Annotated in this window: 18 protein-coding genes; 14 read left to right on the plus strand and 4 right to left on the minus strand. The window is 47.9% G+C overall.

The genetic code is table 11. The features are described from left to right. Positions 1-7 precede the first annotated feature (7 nt). From ACE5LO_RS25110 to ACE5LO_RS25125, 4 genes are all read left to right on the plus strand, one after another. The gene (locus ACE5LO_RS25110; protein WP_375522663.1) at positions 8-220 is read left to right on the plus strand and encodes an aspartyl protease family protein; all 213 of its coding nucleotides are present in this window, start codon (positions 8-10) and stop codon (positions 218-220) included. Positions 221-550: 330 nt separating this feature from the next. Further along, on the plus strand, positions 551-2008 hold the full coding sequence (locus ACE5LO_RS25115; RefSeq protein WP_375522664.1) for a DHA2 family efflux MFS transporter permease subunit: 1458 nt from the start codon (positions 551-553) through the stop codon (positions 2006-2008). Positions 2009-2072: 64 nt separating this feature from the next. Next, entirely contained in the window at positions 2073-3017 is a 945-nt protein-coding gene (locus ACE5LO_RS25120; protein WP_375522665.1) for an alpha/beta hydrolase, read from the plus strand. Positions 3018-3246: 229 nt separating this feature from the next. Beyond that, a complete protein-coding gene (locus ACE5LO_RS25125; RefSeq protein WP_375522666.1) occupies positions 3247-3471 on the plus strand; it encodes a hypothetical protein in 225 nt (74 codons plus the stop codon). Positions 3472-3654: 183 nt separating this feature from the next. Here the strand turns inward: ACE5LO_RS25125 and ACE5LO_RS25130 are convergent, their stop codons facing one another. Continuing rightward, positions 3655-3993: a hypothetical protein gene (locus ACE5LO_RS25130; RefSeq protein ID WP_375522667.1), complete on the minus strand. Its 339-nt coding sequence runs from the start codon at positions 3991-3993 to the stop codon at positions 3655-3657. A gap of 536 nt (positions 3994-4529) precedes the next feature. On the opposite strand from ACE5LO_RS25130, the gene ACE5LO_RS25135 reads away from it, so the two are divergent. From ACE5LO_RS25135 to ACE5LO_RS25145, 3 genes are all read left to right on the plus strand, one after another. Then, positions 4530-6557: an endonuclease MutS2 gene (locus tag ACE5LO_RS25135; RefSeq protein WP_375522668.1), complete on the plus strand. Its 2028-nt coding sequence runs from the start codon at positions 4530-4532 to the stop codon at positions 6555-6557. A gap of 131 nt (positions 6558-6688) precedes the next feature. Beyond that, positions 6689-7291, plus strand: a complete 603-nt coding sequence (locus ACE5LO_RS25140) for a nitroreductase family protein (protein ID WP_375522669.1) — start codon at positions 6689-6691, stop codon at positions 7289-7291. A gap of 108 nt (positions 7292-7399) precedes the next feature. Beyond that, on the plus strand, positions 7400-7759 hold the full coding sequence (locus tag ACE5LO_RS25145; protein WP_375522670.1) for an MmcQ/YjbR family DNA-binding protein: 360 nt from the start codon (positions 7400-7402) through the stop codon (positions 7757-7759). A 4-nt stretch (positions 7760-7763) separates the two neighbouring features. Here the strand turns inward: ACE5LO_RS25145 and ACE5LO_RS25150 are convergent, their stop codons facing one another. The 3 genes from ACE5LO_RS25150 to ACE5LO_RS25160 form a co-directional block, all read right to left on the minus strand. Then, positions 7764-8456 carry a metal-dependent hydrolase gene (locus ACE5LO_RS25150; RefSeq protein WP_375522671.1) on the minus strand — a complete coding sequence of 231 codons (693 nt, stop codon included), beginning with the start codon at positions 8454-8456 and terminating at the stop codon, positions 7764-7766. Between the two features lie 243 nt (positions 8457-8699). Beyond that, on the minus strand, positions 8700-9272 hold the full coding sequence (locus ACE5LO_RS25155; RefSeq protein WP_375522672.1) for an RNA polymerase sigma factor: 573 nt from the start codon (positions 9270-9272) through the stop codon (positions 8700-8702). A gap of 686 nt (positions 9273-9958) precedes the next feature. Beyond that, positions 9959-10192 carry a hypothetical protein gene (locus ACE5LO_RS25160; protein WP_375522673.1) on the minus strand — a complete coding sequence of 78 codons (234 nt, stop codon included), beginning with the start codon at positions 10190-10192 and terminating at the stop codon, positions 9959-9961. Positions 10193-10684: 492 nt separating this feature from the next. On the opposite strand from ACE5LO_RS25160, the gene ACE5LO_RS25165 reads away from it, so the two are divergent. From ACE5LO_RS25165 to ACE5LO_RS25195, 7 genes are all read left to right on the plus strand, one after another. Continuing rightward, entirely contained in the window at positions 10685-11431 is a 747-nt protein-coding gene (locus ACE5LO_RS25165) for a hypothetical protein (RefSeq protein ID WP_375522674.1), read from the plus strand. Between the two features lie 277 nt (positions 11432-11708). Then, positions 11709-12956 carry a stalk domain-containing protein gene (locus tag ACE5LO_RS25170; RefSeq protein WP_375522675.1) on the plus strand — a complete coding sequence of 416 codons (1248 nt, stop codon included), beginning with the start codon at positions 11709-11711 and terminating at the stop codon, positions 12954-12956. Beyond that, positions 12953-14569, plus strand: a complete 1617-nt coding sequence (locus ACE5LO_RS25175) for a gamma-glutamyltransferase family protein (RefSeq protein ID WP_375522676.1) — start codon at positions 12953-12955, stop codon at positions 14567-14569. The genes ACE5LO_RS25170 and ACE5LO_RS25175 overlap by 4 nt, the downstream gene beginning before the upstream one ends. Positions 14570-14804: 235 nt before the next feature. After that, positions 14805-15836 carry an LLM class flavin-dependent oxidoreductase gene (locus ACE5LO_RS25180; RefSeq protein WP_375522677.1) on the plus strand — a complete coding sequence of 344 codons (1032 nt, stop codon included), beginning with the start codon at positions 14805-14807 and terminating at the stop codon, positions 15834-15836. A 120-nt stretch (positions 15837-15956) separates the two neighbouring features. Then, on the plus strand, positions 15957-16064 hold the full coding sequence (locus ACE5LO_RS25185) for a YjcZ family sporulation protein (RefSeq protein WP_375522678.1): 108 nt from the start codon (positions 15957-15959) through the stop codon (positions 16062-16064). A 33-nt stretch (positions 16065-16097) separates the two neighbouring features. Continuing rightward, positions 16098-16229 (plus strand): hypothetical protein, encoded by a 132-nt coding sequence (locus ACE5LO_RS25190; RefSeq protein WP_375522679.1) that lies wholly within the window; start codon positions 16098-16100, stop codon positions 16227-16229. A gap of 329 nt (positions 16230-16558) precedes the next feature. Beyond that, positions 16559-17980, plus strand: a complete 1422-nt coding sequence (locus tag ACE5LO_RS25195; RefSeq protein ID WP_375522680.1) for an aldehyde dehydrogenase family protein — start codon at positions 16559-16561, stop codon at positions 17978-17980. Positions 17981-18051: the final 71 nt, after the last annotated feature.

The following is an 18051-nucleotide window of genomic DNA, read 5'->3' on the forward strand; positions in this document are numbered from 1 at the left end:
CTGACTTATGCGTTTGACTAGATTAACTGGTAATTGTGAGGATGATGTAATTATAGATACAGGATCTTCACATACTATAATTAGTCCTGAAATATTAGAGGAAATCGGTGTGACTTACGAAACAGAGGATTCAATATATGAAGCAAATGGGATCGGCGGAAGCACACATATAGATACAATTGAATATTGGATGGGATGGTTTCCCTTCGAAAGGAGGTGAAACCATGGAAGTGAAAGACCAAGTGTTGACGGCATTTGGTCTTTATTTATGAATATGATAGCTTTGAGAAATGGCGGTTACAAGTCTTTGTCGCGCAACAAGAACATAGTTTCTTTTCCGGTTAGATGGTGATTTAAACAGAATCGAGCTTTGGACCCAAAATAAAATGCTTGACAATGAATTCGAATAAAATCTATTATAGACTCGTAAAGTCTTTTATTGAGGGGGATAAATGAGAACATAAAATTCAAAAGCTAAAATGATCTATTCATTAGTAATCAGGGATATAAAGAAGCTTTAAAATCTATTTATTAGTTGAAGAGCGGAGAGATGTATGTGACAACAGCTGAATTAAAGCAAAGTGCAGTACAGAGCTATAAAGTCATACCTATTATGATTTCATTGTTGTTAAGCGGTTTTATCGGGATGTTTAGTGAGACGGCGCTAAATGTTGCATTAAGTGATTTGATGGGCCTATTTCATATTTCCGCCTCGACGGCACAATGGCTCACAACCGGTTATCTGTTGACACTCAGTGTTCTTGTACCGGTATCGGGCTTACTTTTACAGTGGTTCACGACCCGGCAGCTATTTATTGCTGCCCTGAGCTTTTCTATCTTGGGTACGCTTGTATCGGCGCTTGCACCCGGATTTGAGGTATTATTGATTGGACGTATCATACAAGCTGCAAGTATGGCACTTCTTCTTCCGCTAATATTTAATACCATTCTTCATATTTTTCCAGCAGAAAAAAGAGGGACAATCATTGGGATCCTTGGACTTGTTCTTGTAGTCGCACCTGCTGTTGGGCCATCGGTATCAGGTTTTTTGATTGATACTTTAGGCTGGCAGTGGATCTTCTGGCTGTCTATTCCATTTTTAGCCATTGCACTTTTATTCGGTTCTCTCCATTTGCAAAATGTATCCACTATTACTAAGCCCCAAATTGATATCTTGTCACTTATCGTATCTACATTTGGCTTTGGTGGAATCGTGTTTGCTTTCAGTAAAGTAGGTGAAGGCGATGGTGGTTGGGGAAGCACGGAAGTCATCATTTCTATGTCCATCGGCATACTTGCTTTGATTATTTTTATCATTCGTCAGCTGACGATGAGTCAGCCGATGTTGAATTTACGGGCTTTTAAGCATCCTATGTTTACTATTGGTACATTCATGTTGGTAGTCTGCATGATTATTTTGTTAACCACGATTATTGCATTACCTATGTATCTGATTCAAGGACTTGGTTTCAGCACTTTAAAGGCGGGGCTTGTCTTGTTGCCTGGAGGGATTTTACAAGCAGTGATGTCCCCGGTAATGGGGAAATTATTTGATAAATTTGGCCCAAAATTGATTGTACCTATGGGGTTGATTCTGACCTCCACGTCGCTTTGGTTCTTCACTGGTCTTAACACCTCGTCCCCTGTTGCTTTAATCGTTTTATTTCATTCTTTAATAATGATCAGTAATTGTATGGTGTGGACGTCGCAGGCGAATGGATTAAACCAGCTGCCTCCAGAACTATATCCTGATGGTAGTGCAATTATGAATACATTCCAACAATTGGCGGGGGCTGTAGGCACAGCTGTTGCGGTTAGCATCATGACAGCGGGGGTAAACAGTTTTATGAATGACGTCACAGACAAAACAGATCCCGTCAATGGCCCTTTATCCATAATTGCAGGCATTCAGCATAGCTTTGTATTCCCATTAATTGTTGCTATCTTAGGGTTGATTTTCGCTCTATTTATCAAGAGGGTTCATGTAACAAACGGCCTGGAGAAATAAGCAAAATCAGCATTAATCATTTCAAATTCGATTTATAACACTGTTAACGAAGGATGGTTAGTTTATGGAAGAAAAACTGCACCCTGAGCTTAAAGAATTGTTTTCCGTTTTACCGGAGGTCATTTATTCCCGCGAGAATTTAGGTGCGAAAAGAAAAGAGATGCACGAGATGTTTGCCGGCCTGGCTGCATCTCTGCCCGTTAATGATGAAGTTCTAACTTCAGAGAGGTATGTACCGGGAGCAGCAGGGGACCCGGATGTCCGGATCAAAATCTATGAACCAAAAGTGAAGGATGAAATTCTGCCAGGTGTCCTGTATATTCATGGTGGCGGTTATATCCTTGGTTCTGCTGATATGATGGACCCTGCCATGCAACAACTGGTATCGGAACTCCATTGTGTCATCGTGTCCGTGGATTATCGGCTGGCTCCAGAGCATCCTTTTCCGGCCCCACTCGAAGATTGTTATGCTGCGCTGCAATGGTTCTCTGAACATGCTGGAGAGCAGGGAGTGGATTCATCGCGAATTGCAGTAGTGGGTCCCAGTGCTGGCGGTGGATTAACGGCCGCTCTTTCTCTTTTGGCAAGAGATCGGAAAGGGCCTTCTATCGCATTCCAAATGCCTCTTTACCCCATGTTGGATGACCGGAGAATAAGCCAATCCAGTAATGAAATCACAGATGAACGAGTATGGAACAAAGCTAAAAACCAGCTTGGTTGGGAAATGTATTTAGAAGATAACCGTGAAGTTTCCCCATATGCTGCTCCAGCACGTGCAACCGACTTGTCAGGGCTTCCACCTACATACACATGTGTTGGTGACCTGGATCCATTTCGTGATGAAATCATCGATTATGTATTAAGGCTAACGCAGGCTGGTGTGCCAACAGAATTTCATTTATACCCTGGATGTTTTCACGGCTTTGAGGAGTACGCTCCTGCTGCTGAAATCAGCCAGAGATTTGCAAAAGAATATAAAGAGGCTTTAAAGCGAGCCTTACATCAATGATTGATTGCCGAAGCCACGAAACAAGCTGAAGGCATGTTCAAGGTGCTCTGCGGTGGATGGTCGGATTTATGGCATAAAGCATTTCCGTCATATAACATCATGTTCAAGCGGTGTTGGAGCCTTGGTCCGCGGGATGGAGTTCGAGGAAGTTATATAAAAATCAAAGTTCTGGAGCATCATAATGTATTGGCGTATAATGAAATTGAAGATGGTGAAGGAGGTACATTTCATGAGTGTCCCGAATAATGAAATTGAACAAATTATAGATCACCTAAACGATAAGAACAAAGTTGTGGCCAAGAGCTTTTTATCGTGGCTACTTGATAAACAATTGGATGAAGATGATGAATATTTAACAGCCAGTGATCTAGAAGCCATTGAGAAGGGCAGATTAGAATTTCAGAGCGGACAAACAAAATCGCTGGAGGATTTGAAGCGTGAGCTCGAGATATAGGCTTATTTTTTCGAGTGACGCTGAGAAGGCTATTGGAAAGCTTGACAAAACAATGATAAAAAGAATCTTGAGCGCGCTTGAAAATCTGAGCGAAGATCCATATATAAATGACAACTAGCCCCGACATAATGAGTTAGGGCTACTTTTGTTATGAACATTTTTGTAGTAAACGAAGTGATTTTGTCACTGTCTACTAAATTTTTCGAAATCCGATTCTAAGCGGAATACACGCTTATTCAAAGCAGCGATCTCAGAATCTTTATCAAGAATGTTATCATGAATTCGGTCAAGAAGTGCGGAAATGTCTTTAGGCTGACTATCTTCAATACGTATAACAGATTGTAAAATGTTGTCGATTTGGGGCGTCATCTGTTTTTGATTCTGATCTAAGAGTTTTTGATTCTGATCTAAAGATTTTTGATTTTGATCTAGGAGTTGTTGATTCTGATTCAACTGCTGAATATCACTTTTAATGGACCTCAGTTCTTGTAAAATTTGATTTAACATTTGCTCCAAATCCATCACGCACCTTTCGTAACGATATTATAACATGAATAAATCATTGCAGCACAGGGGTAAGGACTGGTTGTAATATGAAGTGCGACACCCATTGGATATAAATCTTGATAGGTGATAGCCGGAGCGGCAGTTGTTGACAATGGCTTCCACCTTCGGCTATATTGTAGATACCTTTTCTCAAAGGAGAGATTTTGATGTCGGTGAGCGTTCTTAACTAATCAAATTCCATACGTAAGGATGTTTGGTGTATTACTGAAAAAAATGCTGCGGGAGCAGTGTTTCTTTGTGGTACCTGCGAACAGCCTTGGAATTAGTTAAGAACAGCGGATATCATACGATGCCTTTGGAAAGGTCTGTCATTGTGCCCTTATCCGTGCTGAGTTCAGCGCGGTTTTTTTGTTTTTCGGCATCTTTGGCGGAATCTGAATGACGGGATAAAACCGTCAATTCAGCCTGTCCTTCTTTCGAGGCGGAGAATGAGCTTGCTCATTCTTCGTCTTTTTTTGTTGCAAAAAACACTTACAAGGGAGAATCCAAAAATGAAAGAACAGGATTTACAGCGTCTGGAGTACGGGAGAGTAAAAGAAGAGTTGGAGCGTTACGCCGTGTCCTATCTGGGCAAGCAGCAGGTATCGCGGCTGGTGCCGATGACGAACGGGAAGCTGATTCGCAAAACGCTGGATGAAACGGCGGAAGCCAAAGCGCTTTTGCAGCACGGAGCCAGTGTGCCGGTGCCTTCTATGGAGGGGATGGAGCACATTTTGGGACTGCTGGGCACAGGGTATGTATTCAGCGAACAGGAGTTTGCGCAAATCCATCAGTTTCTTACAAGCTGCTCGCAGCTGATCAGGTACATGAAGGCCAAGCAAGAAGCTGCGCCGCTTGTCAGTTCCTATGCGTCTTCCATGTATGAGCTGGAGAAGGTGCGGTCGGCCATCGACGGCAGCATCCGCAACGGGCGTATCGTCGATTCGGCCAGCAAGGAGCTGTCCAGAGTCCGCAAAAAAATAACAGTCATTGAGGAACGCCGCAAGAACAGGCTGAACGCCCTCATGAGCAAACACCGCGGCATTTTGCAGGAGCATGTCCTGAGCACCCGCGGCGGAAGATATGTATTGCCTATCAAGAAGGAGCATCGCAAGCAGGTCAAAGGTATTGTGCTTGATGAATCCGCCAGCGGACAGACCGTGTATATTGAGCCCGAGGATATCAGGACTCTGCAATACGACCTGTCCGCCTTGCAGGCGGAAGAAGCGCGGGAGGAGATGAAAATTCTCAGCGAGCTTACATCATTGGTGGAAGAGCATGCTCAGTGGATTCACATTAATGCTGAAACAGTAGGGATGTACGATTTTCTCTTTGCCAAAGCGAAATACGCGGTTTCCATGGATGGCGGCAATGTGGAGCTGAACGAACAGGGAGTGGTACAACTGGTCGAAGCAAGGCATCCGTTCATGGGCAGATCCATGGTGCCTTTGAACTTCGCTCTCGGCAGGGGTTATACCTCGCTGATCGTTACCGGTCCGAACACCGGCGGCAAAACGCTGGCCCTCAAGACAGTTGGATTATTAACGGTCATGGTGCAGTCCGGCCTGTTGGTCCCGGTCCACGAAGGCAGCATGTTCGCAGTGTTCCACCATGTGGCGGTGGATATCGGCGATGGCCAAAGCATTGAGCATGCACTTAGCACCTTCTCGGCTCATATCCGGAATGTGATCGAAATACTGCAGAACGCAGATAACCGGACGCTGGTGCTGATTGATGAAATGGCCTCCGGCACGGACCCGGGCGAAGGTGTCGCCCTCTCCATCGCGATTCTCGAAGAACTGCACCGCAGAGGGGCGTCTGTTATCGCAACCACCCATTATAACGAAATCAAGAGCTTTGCGGCGGCGGCTTCGGGCTTTGAGAATGCGCGCATGGAGTTCGATCCACAGTCGCTGCAGCCACTGTATCGTCTGCACATCGGAGAAGCGGGCCAGAGCTATGCCTTCCAGATTGCCCTGAAGCTGGGCATTCCGGAGCGGCTCATTCAGCGTTCACGGGAAATCGCGCAGGTAGGAGCCGCACCACCAGGTGATGCAGATCAAGCTGCCCCTAATGCTATATCTGCTGTGGAAATGACAGAGACGAAAGAAACACCGGAAGCGGAAGAGGCTGATCTTGCTGTTGGCCAGACGGTGAAAAAGGAGTCATCACCCGTGGAGGTCATCACAAGCGATGCCGACGATCCAACAGTGGAAAATGGGTCGTCCGAGGAAAGTCCTACAAATGACTCATATGTTTTCCAATTGGGAGACAGAGTCACGATTCCTTATCTGAATCAGAGTGGCATTGTATGCGAGACGGAGGACAGCAGGGGAAATATCGGCGTTCTGATCCGCAAGCATAAAATGAAAATCCACAAAAAGCGGTTGCGCCTGCATATTGAGGGTAAAGAATTATATCCGGCCGACTATGATCTGGACATCGTGCTTGACTCGAAAGAAAACCGTAAGAAACGGAAGCTGATGAAGCGCAAGCATGTACAGGGGCTGAGCATTGAAAAGCCGGGGGAGCAGGAGTAACGCAAATTAAACAGGCAGAAAATCCAGACGAATTTAACATAACTTTAAATAAAGTAGCTTGATATTAAAATAAAATGTTGTTATGATAAAAAGGAAGTGACTATAAAATATTAATTACAGGAGGGAACACCATGAGTAAAGATTTTTTCACTGCAATTAAAGAAAGACGCTCTTATTACGGAATCAGCAAGGAATCCGTCATCTCGGATGCACGTATTCAGGAGATCGTGGAAGAGGCTGTTAAATACACGCCTTCTTCCTTCAACTCCCAAAGCGCCCGCGCGGTCGTGCTGCTCGGTGAACAGCATGACAAACTGTGGAATGTTACAGAAGATATTCTGCGTGAGGTCGTAGGCGATGAGGCGGCATTCGCTTCCACAGCAGAGAAAATGGCCGCTTTCCGCAGCGGATACGGCACGGTGCTTTTCTTTGAAGATAATGATGTAGTAGCCGGGCTGCAGCAAAGCTTCCCATCCTATGCCGACAACTTCCCGGTATGGTCCAACCAGTCGAACGGCATGTTACAACTGGTAGTCTGGACAGCGCTTGAACAGGAAGGGCTTGGCGCTTCGCTGCAGCACTACAACCCGCTGATCGATGAGAAGGTGAAGCATGAATGGAGCATTCCTGAAAGCTGGAAGCTGATTGCTCAAATGCCGTTTGGCAAACCTGTTGCCCAGCCGGGAGACAAGGAATTCAAGTCGATTGAAGAACGCGTGAAGGTTGTAAAATAAGCTTTGACACATAAAGACGCGAAAGAACGCCGGAGATAGGCATCCGGCGTTTTTTTGTGTACTATTAACTTTAGAATACAGTCAATTCATCATAGGGAGGCAGTGTATGTGTACAAGAAGTTAGAGTCCTACTGCCTGAGAAAAAAGGGAGCGGTCTCGACCTATCCGTTCGGTCCGTCCGCGCAGGTATTCAAGGTAGGGGGCAAAATGTTTGCCCTGCTCGTTGAGGAAAACGGCATGCCCGCCATTTCCCTGAAATGCGATCCCGTCATTGCCGAAAATTTGAGAGAGCAAAATAAGGCCATCCGCCCCGGCTACCATCTGAACAAGCAGCATTGGAACACAGTTACAGTTGACGGGTCCATACCGCAGTCCGAGCTGTATGCCATGATTGACCACTCCTATGAGCTTGTCCTGAAAGGCATGACCAAGGCGGCCCGTTCAGCCATCGAAGACCGGCTCGTCTGATGAATCAGATTTCAACGGCTTCGCCCGGCGCAAGCACCTTGCCCTTCAGCCCCTTGGCTTCAAGCTGGGCGACAAAGGCTTCGGCGTCCTGCTTGATGATCGGGAACGAGTTATAATGCACGGGGATAGTCAGCTTGGCATTATACCACTGGGCTGCCTGCAGCGCATCTTCAGGCCCCATAGTAAAATGGCCGCCGATTGGGATGAGCGCCACGTCGATGGAGTAGCGTTCGCCGAACATTTTCATATCGCTAAAGAGGCTGGTGTCGCCCGCGTGCAGAATCGTTTTGCCTTCAGCCTGAATAATATATCCGCCAGGCTCGCCGCCGTATATAATTGTCTTTCTTTCCTCATCCACAATGCCGGAGGTGTGAAAGGCCTGAATCATTTTGGCAGTGGCGAAGCCGAGGTCATAGGTGCCGCCCATATTCATGCCGACCGTGTTCAAGCCTTTCCAGGACATGTAGGTGGCCAGTTCGACGTTGGCGATGATCGGAATGCCATTATTCGCTTTGGCGATGGGCCCCGCGTCCAGGATGTGGTCCATATGGGCATGGGTCAGCAGAATGGCGTCGGTTTTGATATCTTCCGGTTTGGTGACCGCCAGCTCGTTGCCGCTCAGAAAAGGATCGATCACGAGGGATTTGCCGCCCGTCCCGATTTGAATGGAAGAATGTCCGTGATAAATGATTTGCATGGCTATTCACTCCTTTTACATAATAGAATCACTATTTCGGCCGGAGTGTCAGGTCATTTTCGTGATGTTTTTCCAGCCTGACAAATGTATCATATAAACATACGTTCGTACATACTCATGATATATTCTGGCTATTTCCGGGTCAAGCAGGGGATCATCTTTTGTTATCGGTTGAAAAACAGATGCTGTTCTTAATATCCCGTACTGGGAAATATGACAGCTGGAAAAGGTGGAGGTCCTGATTCATGCTTGTTCATCATAATCAGCCCATTTTTTCAGAAAATGTTGTGACAATTTTTTTCTTGCTCGTGCCAATCGCTGACTGAGAACTGATTCACTCAAGTTTAGTTCATGGCATATGTCCCGATATGATTTTCCTTCCAAATAAAAAGATAATAGAACAGCACGATAACCCGGCTTTAATTCGTTAATTGCCTGGTGAAGCAGTTCGTTTCTCACTCTCGTTTCAACTTCGCTTGCTACACTGATTTCGTTTTGAGCCACACCATATGTATTATCGTTTATTCTGCCTATAATTTGGCGGTTATTTTTCCATTTTCTCAAAAAATCAATTGCAGTGTTTTGAGCAACCCTCCTAACCCAACCTTGAATGTTCGTATCTGAACGTAGTCGAGGTCCTTTTTCTGTTACCTTCATAAAGGCTTCCTGTACAATGTCTTGAGCGAGCCCGCAATCATTAACTATAAAATAAATATCCTTAAAGACAAATCTAGAAAAGGAACGATAGACCCATTCTTGAGTGGTGGTATCCAAGTTGTGTATCGGGCTTCGCAACAGATTAAACCACTGTTCCATGAGAGTCCCTCCAACGAGCTACCAACTGGATTTTATTAGGTTTATATACCTAAGTGAAATATAACATGGTATGCAAAAAAGAGAAAAATGGCATGACATTAAACTCAATTTTGGTAGGTGTGATGCTCTCTTATATGCATCCATCTCCATCAGTGGCGAATATGGTGCCCAATGTATCTATTGAAGTTCATGAGTAAAAAACCTCCTAACACTGCCAAAAAGCGGTGTAGGAGGTTTTCGAATATGAAAACACTTCAGATACTACTACCGACTTTTCAATTTCGTAATTATTCCTAATGCTAGACCCACAGTACTGGATACATAGCTTATCATTGTGATTATGAAAGCAAATGTTATATCCGATGGAACATTCCAGAAATATCTTATTCCGTAAGCCGGCCCTGAAAAGACGAAAGTAGCAGGAATAAACAAAGCAAAAATATTCCCGAAGTATCCTACAGCTAATAATACAGCCCCACCTACCCAAAAAGTTGAAGACAATAGAATGAATTCTTTCCATCTTGACTTGCTTATTAACCCAAATATAAACCAGATTGCAATGAATAGTAGAGATGCCAATGCTTGCAATCCACTTGGAATATTCCCTTCCGAGTAGGAAGGGAAATTTATGATGCTAAAGGGAACTGAGGTAACAAACATGATCAGAAATAGCTTGTATCGACTCATCAAATCTCCGTCAAATAATTAACTTGTTTTTTAGGAGTAATGGCTGTTCCACTGTGGGCATCTCTAATCCAAAAATCATTTTTTGTAACATCATTACTCTGCAAAGTTGCTTCATCCTTCACCAAGTACTTTTGCAAAACATCTCCCCAACTAGCACTGGCAACCCCTACAGATAAAGTTAGTGCAAGACAAGTAAGTGTTCCGACCATGAGCACTTTTTTGTTCTTGGCCATGCAGTAAGCCTCCTTTAAATTGGTAATTACTAAACATACCTTTCTGGTGATATATCTAGTTTTGTTTTGCCTCTTGAGTTCAGAACTTGATTGTATATCTGTTATAACGTAGTTCAGTCGCAAAAACTGACGATTTTTTAAAGAAAAACCCTTAATTCCAGGGGGAGTATACATAGGATTGGAAATGGAGGAATAATGGGGTTTTTGCCGCAATTTAAAAAATATTCTGAAATTATCGTTAGATATTCGCTGTTCTAATCGTTTATATATAGACAGCAAGATTGGCACATGTCACTCTTCTCCTCCATCCCAGAAATCAAGGAAAGAAAGAGGTGATCGTACCGCAAATAAAACATTTAGATAGGTCCATGTAGGGGAAGTAAAGTAGGATGGACGCTATGTAATAGAAAAGGACAGATCGGACAAAAAACGTAACGTATTGGGAATGTTCGTTTATTATTCACCCTAAATACAATTAATGGAGATGATATCGTGTCAGTTAAATTTTTCAAGAAGTCGGTATTTGCTGTGTTTATTGCTGCTATGTTGCTAGTATCGATATCTTCTGCTGCTTTTGCCAGCGGTGTCGACAATCAAAAATCCGTTACTGTTGCATCCTATATTCAATATCTTGAAAATTTCTCTGTTGAGGATGCGCAGCTTTCGGGCGTTGCAGACCTTGAATTAGCTCAAGAAGCTTCTGAAAATGCCCAAAGCCAATTGGATAAATTCCTATCGCTAACATCCGAAGAGCAACAAACTTTCATTGAGATCATAAACAATCCGGCCATTCTCGAGAACATCTACAGCCAAAATGTAGATGATCTTGGTGATTATGCAAAGTATGTAACCTACGATTCGACGACTACCGAAGAAGTCCTGCCTCAACAACGGGCAGCGGCAGTGTCGGTTATGACGATAACGCACGAAGGGGTAATGAAGTTATTCGGTTTGGACTTAGTAAAGTATCGGGTAACAGGCAAATATTCATATGATTCCTCAGGGGTTATTGAAGACTTGTCGACCGGCGGAGCGGTAGTTCAAAATTATAATCCTACAGTAGATACTAACTTGACTTGGTATGATGGTTATGTCTCCAATAATAAATATTATGGGGATGTGATTTTTAGCTACAAAATTGGTGTCCAAGGCGTTGGTGGGGTTCAGTTGGGTAATGTATACTTAGGAGTAGTAGGTGATAAAAATGGAAAGACAGGAGGATATTTTTATACTGAGTAAAATTAAAGGCGTGGTGCGTGAAAATGAAGAATAAAACATTGTGGATTATTTTGGGAGTCTTTGTGGTACTTGCGGCAATTGGTGTCATTAATTTTTATTCCGTTAATTCTGGAATGTAGACAGAAAGAAGCAGGCCGAATTTATATCCGGCCTGCTTCTTTTGTGTACACCCAGCATGGGCGGTTCCCCATTTTTTTGAGGGTGGCAAATCTATCCTTTTTTGCTAGAGTAGTAGGGAGGGGATTTCCCTTCCAAAACAAACACAGGGAGAATGTTCATGAAACAGATGCACAAATGGGTTTTATGCTCCGCTCTGCTGCTGGGGCTCGGGGGAACCGGCACGCTGGCGGGAAGTGCGGAGGCGGCAGGTGGAGTAAGCATTACACTTGATGGTTATCCGCTTCCTTTTCCGGTGGAGCCGCAGGTCATGGAAGGCACGACCATGGTTCCCTTCCGCGCGATTTCGGAAGCGCTCGGCATTAAAGTCGAATGGAACCAGGTTGCGCAGACGATTACCGCTACAAAGCAGGGAGCGGAAGGAACGCAGCAGGTTGTGCTTACCATGGGAAGCACGACAGCTCAGGCAGGGGGGCAAAATGCCCAGCTGCTGGTTGCCCCGCAGATGATCCGGGGCACAACGATGATTCCGCTCAGCTTCTTCAGCCAGCAATTCGGAGCTGATGTATCCTGGAACCAGGGGGCAAAAACCGTGTCGATAACGTCCCCTAAGGAGGACATGTACACGGCCGGCTTCTATGCGCTGTCTTCCTATAGCGAGATCAATCGGGTGCCTGAATTTGATTCCGTTGCCTTCGGCTGGAGCCGCATCGGGACGGACGGTGTTTTCACGACAGGTGCCAAGGAATACGGATGGCCGCAGGCAGCCGGGGATGTTACGCCTGAATCGATCATTCAGAACACCGCTGCTCAGGGGACTGCACCTTATTTGATGGTATATTCGGTCGACGGCAATCTGGAGCTGACGAAAAACCTGGAGGACCAGCAGCTGCAGGAGCAGACCCTGACGCAAATCGTGAATACGGCCACGGAAAACGGCTTTAGGGGAATCGCCCTGGACCTGGAAGGCTTGGGCTGGAGCGGCGATAAAGCGAAGGCACGGGCGGATTACAACGCTTTTGTCAAAAATCTGGCATCCCGCGCCCATCAGGCCGGCTTGAAGCTGACGGTCATTCTTCATCCATTGAACAGCGCTTATACAGGCTATGATTACGGCACTTTGGGCAAGCTCGCCGATGAACTCATTATTATGGCTTATGCTTATGGAGACGAGAAGAGCCCGGAGCCTGCTGATAAAGTGGATGAGGCGATTCGGCTGGCACTGAAGGAGACCGGGAAGGAGAAGCTGGTGCTCGGTATTTCCGTGGCCAGTGAGAACAAGCAGTCGGTCAATACGAAAATCGGGCTGGCGAAGCGTTATGACCTGAGAGGCATTGCCGTCTGGAGGCTGGGGTTGATCGGTCAGGACGTCTGGGATGAAATGAACAAGTCGATTGAATTCAAATGATACCTTTCGATCCATTATCTTACCCTTATCCGTCGCAGAGAAATGCCGTTTATGCACGTAACGGGATGGTTGCTGCTTCCCAGCCTCTTGCCGCACAGGCGGGTCTGGAAGTTCTGAAAAAGGGCGGAAATGCTATAGACGCAGCCATCGCAACCGCCGCATGCCTTACGGTCGTAGAACCGACCTCGAACGGCATCGGCGGAGACGCTTTTGCCATCATATGGACGAAGGACGATAAAATACACGGCCTGAACGCAAGCGGTCCTGCCCCTCAAGGCATTTCAATCGAGGCTGTGAAGGGGGCAGGGCATGAAAAAATGCCTGCATACGGCTGGCTGCCGGTTACGGTTCCGGGCGCTCCCTCGGCTTGGAAGGCCTTGTCCGACCGCTTCGGCAGGCTGCCGTTAACGGAGGTTCTTCAGCCTGCCATTGATTATGCCGAGAAAGGGTTCCCGATTTCGCCTACACTTGGCCATTATTGGAACGGCGCATACCGCCGCTTCTCCGAAGCACTGAAAGGACCGGAGTTCGCGGGCTGGTTCGATACGTTTGCCCCGGCAGGCAGATCCCCGCGCATCGGGGAGCTCTGGAAATCGGCGGGGCACGCCGCCACGCTGCGCAGCATTGCGGATACCGGCGTCGAATCGTTCTACCAGGGAGAACTGGCGGAGCGGATCGATGCCTTCTCCAGAGAGCACGGCGGGTTTCTGCGCAAGGAGGACCTTGCGGCTTATGATCCCGAATGGGTTGATCCGATTTCGGTAAACTACAAGGGCTATGATGTTTGGGAAATTCCGCCGAACGGACAGGGACTGGTTGCCCTGCTGGCACTGAACATCCTGAACGACTATAATTTCTCTGCCCGCGACGCAGTGGATACGCATCACAAGCAGATGGAAGCGATGAAGCTGGCCTTCACCGACGGACTTAGATACATTACACAGCATGACAAGATGAGCGTGAGCGTGGAGAGGTTGCTTTCATCCGCTTATGCCGAGACACGCCGGGCACTGATCGGTGATGAAGCACAGATGCCGAAGCCTGGCGAGCCTGCCCGCAGTGGGACAGTTTATCTTGCGGCGGCAGACGGGGAAGGCAATATGATTTCCTATATACAAAGCAACTATATGGGCTTCGGGTCGGGCATCGTCATTCCTGGAACGGGAGTCGGCCTGCAGAACCGGGGCCATTCCTTCTCGCTTGATCCGTCCCATGCTAACCGTCTGGAGCCGGGCAAAAAAACGTATCATACGATTATTCCCGGCTTTCTTACGAAGGATGGCAAAGCCCTCGGCCCGTTTGGTGTCATGGGCGGTTTTATGCAGCCACAGGGCCATATGCAGGTGGTCATGAATCTGGTGGATTTTCAGTTGAATCCACAGGCTGCGCTGGATGCGCCGCGCTGGCAGTGGATTGAGGGCAAGACGATTGAGATCGAGCCGTCCTTCCCGGAGCATCTGGCCCAAAGCCTGATGCGCAAGGGTCATCAGATCAGGCGTGCGAGCGGCCCCGGTGGCTTTGGATGCGGGCAGATCATTTTGCGTGATCAGGCCAGCGGTGTGCTGGTCGGCGGGACAGATTGGCGTACAGACGGAACGGTAGCCGCATGGTAGAATTTGAAATGCAGAACCGCAGGTGTCCTCGGAACGTTTCCACAAAAGGAGCTAACCCTCAGTTTTTAGCTGAGGATAGCTCTTTTTGGCGTTTCGTAAAACAGAACGAAAAAACTCCAGATACACAGTCGGGCATCCTTGTTGCGTTATGAGGTGAAAAGAGGATATGATGGTATAGATAATTTAATTTTGTAAAATCATATTGAATCCAAAGGAGATACGGAGGGTTTGAACGATGTCTGAACATAGATCGTCCAAGGGAAATTCACTGCATAATGTCAAAATATCCGTACTGGATCTGGCCCCTATCATAGTCGATGGAACAGCAGCGGACGCGCTGCGCAACAGCCTGAATCTGGCTCAGCATACCGAACGGTGGGGTTACCACCGCTATTGGGTTGCTGAACACCATAACATGCCCGGGATTGCCAGCTCGGCTACGTCAGTTGTGATCGGTCATATTGCAGGCGGTACATCCACGATCCGGGTCGGCTCCGGGGGGATTATGTTGCCCAACCATGCGCCGCTGGTCATCGCCGAGCAGTTCGGCACACTGGAGTCGCTCTATCCGCAGCGCATCGATCTGGGGCTGGGCAGAGCGCCGGGGAGTGATAGAAGAACGACGCTGGCCTTGCGCAGGGAGTTGAACAGCGGGGAGGATTTTCCTGAGCTGCTGGATGAACTGATAGCTTATTTTGACCCGTCGGCTACGTCTTATCATGCGCCGGTCCGGGCGGTTCCCGGTGAAGGGCTGCATATTCCGATCTGGCTGCTCGGGTCCAGCGATTTCAGCGCGCAGCTTGCCGGCCGGAAGGGGCTGCCGTTTGCCTTTGCAGGCCATTTCTCGCCTGACTATACCCAGCGTGCGCTGCAGGCGTACCGGAGCAGCTTCCGGCCATCTGATGTGCTCCAGGAGCCCTATGTTATGGTAGGTGTCAATGCGGTGGCTGCGGATACGGATGAGCAGGCTGAATGGCTGGGTACGACCATGGAGCAGCAGTTTCTGAACATCATTCGCGGTAAAACCGGAATGGTGCAGCCGCCTGCCGACATGGAGGGAAAATGGACCGAGTATGAAAGAGCCGCCGTGGAGAAGCAGCTGAAATCCACCATGAAGGGCGGTCCGCAGAAGGTACGCGAGCAGCTGGAGGCTTTTATAGCGGACACCGGTGCGGACGAACTTATTATTAATTCGATGCTTTACGACCATAAGGACCGTTTGAGATCATATGAAATAATCAGCGAGGTTATGAAGGAGCTCCGCTAAGAGATATGCAATCTGGTCTTTCGTTCAAAAAATAGGCGGCAAGCAGGGCTATTTGCCTCATACGTTTGTCTATCTAAACGCATATGATGCCTATGTAAACGGAAGAAGGGAGGAATTGGCATGTCGGCTGCATATGGAGGTTTGGGATATGGCGGCTTTACTTCCACTGGTGCAATCCTGGTTCTTTTCATTCTGCTGGTGATTATTACCAGAGCCTTCTTGATCTAATCAGATAACAGCTTTGGAAGGGAGGTCAAGCAAATGAGTGCATGCAAAGGTGTAGGTTACGGCGGAGGCTGCGGCGGTGGTTTCGGCGGTGTCTGGACTTCCACAGGTGTAATTCTGGTTCTCTTCATCCTGTTGGTAATCATCTCTCGCACGTTTTTCCTCTAATAATACGTGTATGATGTTCGTACATTCTTATAACATAGGATAGTAAATGATAAGCTCCGACGCTGCTGGCGTTGGGGCTTTTTCGCATTACGGGTATTTTCTCCGGCATTAACAATACACTTATTACAGCGGCCGTTATGCAATCTGCGCCAGCTGAACGGGCTGTCTACGGCTTCCTGCGCTTCATAGGGGAGCCCTTTCGCCATGGCTGGCTACAAAGCTGTCCGAGTGATACACTGCAGAGGCACCGTTTTATTGCGGAGATGGTTCTGGTCGGTGTTGTGGTTGCTGATCCGGGACTCCGGATATGGAGGAGGGGAGGATATTTAATGAAGCAGCATTTATATATTAACGGCCGGCGGGTAGAAACGAAAGAGTACAGGACACTGCGCTCGCCGTACAGCGGAGAGGTCATCGCCGAGGTTGCGGAGGCTTCCACCGCGGATGTTGATGCAGCTGTTCAGGCCGCGCTGGAAGCGAGACCGGCCATGCGCGCGCTGCCGTCTCACCGCCGTGCTGCCATTCTGGAAAAGCTGGCAGTGCTGCTGGAGGAGCGCAAGGACGAAGCTGCACGTCTGATTGCGCTGGAAGCGGCCAAGCCAATCAAGACAGCCTTGGCCGAGATTGACCGGACGGTGCAAACCTACAAGTTCGCAGCAGAGGAAGCGAAACGTATCCACGGCGAGACGGTTCCGATGGACGCCGCTCCTGGAGGGGAAGGGCGCCTGGCTTATACAGTGAAGGAGCCCGTCGGTGTGGTGGGAGCCATTACTCCGTTTAATTTCCCGATGAATCTGGTTGCCCATAAGGTCGGTCCGGCCCTCGCTGCAGGCAACACGGTCGTGCTCAAGCCAGCGGAGCAGACACCACTATCTGCTTACTTGCTGGCGGAACTGCTTGAGGAAGCCGGGCTTCCAGCCGGGGCGCTGAACGTTGTAAGCGGAGCCGGAAGAGTAGCCGGGGACCGGCTGGTTACAGACCCTCGTGTCAACTTTATTACCTTTACAGGCAGTCCTGCTGTAGGAACGGAGATCCGTGCCAAAGCGGGGCTGAAGCGTGTAACGCTTGAGCTGGGCTCCAATTCGGCGGTCATTATCGACAGCAGTACGGACATCGATGCCATTGTACCCCGCTGTGTAAGCGGAGCTTTCACCAATCAGGGGCAGGTATGCATTTCCCTGCAGCGAATTTACGTGCTGGAAGATTGTTATGATGAATTCACGGACAAATTCATTAAAACTGCGCAGAAGCTGCGCATCGGCGACCCGCTTGATCCGGATACCGATGTATCTGCCCTCATATCCGCCAAGGATGTGCAGCGGGTACAGGAGTGGATCGGGGAAGCTGCCAGCATGGGAGCCGTAGTGGCGCTCGGCGGGGAAAGCGATGGCCCGGTGCTTAAGCCTACGGTGCTGCTGCAGGTGGACCCGCAGGCCAGCGTCTCCTACCGGGAGGTGTTTGCACCGCTTGTTGTGATTGAGCGTGTAGCTTCCGTTGACGAAGCTGTGGGTAGAGTTAATGCTTCCATTTATGGTCTGCAGGCTGGAATTTATACAAGGGATATTGCTACTGCCCTTAACGCAGCGGACAGACTGCATGTCGGTGGAGTGATGATCAATGATATTCCGACCTTCCGCGTTGATCATATGCCGTACGGCGGTGTCAAGCAAAGCGGCATCGGACGCGAGGGTGTCAAATATGCGGTTGAGGAAATGCTGGAAGTGAAGCTGATCGTGATCAACCGCCAGTAAAATTGCAGAATGAAGTAGAGTAGCCCAGTGCGCAAGTGGCTGCCCAAAAGCATCGCGATGCTTTTGGGCAG

Origin of the sequence: Paenibacillus medicaginis (genome assembly GCF_042138635.1) — a bacterium.
Taxonomy (GTDB): domain Bacteria; phylum Bacillota; class Bacilli; order Paenibacillales; family Paenibacillaceae; genus Paenibacillus; species Paenibacillus medicaginis.

Coding starts and splice junctions, on each gene's coding strand:
- ACE5LO_RS25110 (WP_375522663.1), top strand. CDS start 8: ATGCGTTTGACTAGATTAACTGGTAATTGTGAGGATGATGTAATTATA.
- ACE5LO_RS25115 (WP_375522664.1), top strand. CDS start 551: ATGTATGTGACAACAGCTGAATTAAAGCAAAGTGCAGTACAGAGCTAT.
- ACE5LO_RS25120 (WP_375522665.1), top strand. CDS start 2,073: ATGGAAGAAAAACTGCACCCTGAGCTTAAAGAATTGTTTTCCGTTTTA.
- ACE5LO_RS25125 (WP_375522666.1), top strand. CDS start 3,247: ATGAGTGTCCCGAATAATGAAATTGAACAAATTATAGATCACCTAAAC.
- ACE5LO_RS25130 (WP_375522667.1), bottom strand. CDS start 3,993: ATGGATTTGGAGCAAATGTTAAATCAAATTTTACAAGAACTGAGGTCC.
- ACE5LO_RS25135 (WP_375522668.1), top strand. CDS start 4,530: ATGAAAGAACAGGATTTACAGCGTCTGGAGTACGGGAGAGTAAAAGAA.
- ACE5LO_RS25140 (WP_375522669.1), top strand. CDS start 6,689: ATGAGTAAAGATTTTTTCACTGCAATTAAAGAAAGACGCTCTTATTAC.
- ACE5LO_RS25150 (WP_375522671.1), bottom strand. CDS start 8,456: ATGCAAATCATTTATCACGGACATTCTTCCATTCAAATCGGGACGGGC.
- ACE5LO_RS25155 (WP_375522672.1), bottom strand. CDS start 9,272: ATGGAACAGTGGTTTAATCTGTTGCGAAGCCCGATACACAACTTGGAT.
- ACE5LO_RS25160 (WP_375522673.1), bottom strand. CDS start 10,192: ATGGCCAAGAACAAAAAAGTGCTCATGGTCGGAACACTTACTTGTCTT.
- ACE5LO_RS25170 (WP_375522675.1), top strand. CDS start 11,709: ATGAAACAGATGCACAAATGGGTTTTATGCTCCGCTCTGCTGCTGGGG.
- ACE5LO_RS25175 (WP_375522676.1), top strand. CDS start 12,953: ATGATACCTTTCGATCCATTATCTTACCCTTATCCGTCGCAGAGAAAT.
- ACE5LO_RS25180 (WP_375522677.1), top strand. CDS start 14,805: ATGTCTGAACATAGATCGTCCAAGGGAAATTCACTGCATAATGTCAAA.
- ACE5LO_RS25185 (WP_375522678.1), top strand. CDS start 15,957: ATGTCGGCTGCATATGGAGGTTTGGGATATGGCGGCTTTACTTCCACT.
- ACE5LO_RS25190 (WP_375522679.1), top strand. CDS start 16,098: ATGAGTGCATGCAAAGGTGTAGGTTACGGCGGAGGCTGCGGCGGTGGT.
- ACE5LO_RS25195 (WP_375522680.1), top strand. CDS start 16,559: ATGAAGCAGCATTTATATATTAACGGCCGGCGGGTAGAAACGAAAGAG.